This is a genomic window from Bartonella sp. AA18HLJMS (assembly GCF_042197245.1).
Taxonomy (GTDB): domain Bacteria; phylum Pseudomonadota; class Alphaproteobacteria; order Rhizobiales; family Rhizobiaceae; genus Bartonella.
In genome coordinates this window covers 1-520 of record NZ_JBHIRP010000101.1, presented here as the reverse complement: position 1 = coordinate 520, position 520 = coordinate 1, and the positions used below count along the sequence as shown (strand labels likewise).

At 41.2% G+C, this 520-nt stretch carries 2 pseudogenes; both read right to left on the bottom strand.

Annotated features, from left to right (window positions below):
- A pseudogene (locus tag ACFINW_RS10180) lies at positions 1-184 on the bottom strand (hypothetical protein); the annotation flags it as partial.
- A pseudogene (locus tag ACFINW_RS10175) lies at positions 181-520 on the bottom strand (filamentous hemagglutinin); the annotation flags it as partial. The pseudogenes ACFINW_RS10180 and ACFINW_RS10175, both read right to left, overlap by 4 nt.

Sequence of the window (520 nt, the reverse complement as noted above, 5' to 3'; positions counted from 1 at the left end):
TTTCTGGAAATACATCATAAGGAGCTGGCATACCACATTCTAATAAGGCTTTTCCTATTTCAGTAAAATCAGTAACACCATTTTTCTCCCACGCGCTCAAATACCCCCCAGGAGTTTTATTAAACTGACATCCTGCAATACCTAACAAAGTTACAGCACTTAATAATTTTAAGGTTTGTTTCATTTTTTACTCCATGATTTACTTGAAGGAACTTGTTCACGATGAGATGAGCCATAACGCACGTTACACTTATCGCCCGCGTCTCCAAGACAGGTATGGGAACTTATGGGATTTGTAGCCACTCTCAACCATTCTGTCCAAACGTTACTGCCAGCAGGGAGTGTCCCGTAGGTATAGCCATTGCCGCCAATAATTCTGCTTACAAAGTCATATCTATTCCCATCAAAACCAATAGTGGTTTGTTTGCCATCACTCACATAACCTAACAGACCGGCTGCAACTAAAACATTAAAGGCTGGTCCATAGAGATTGATAGTCGTGTTTTCGTTGGCTATACCG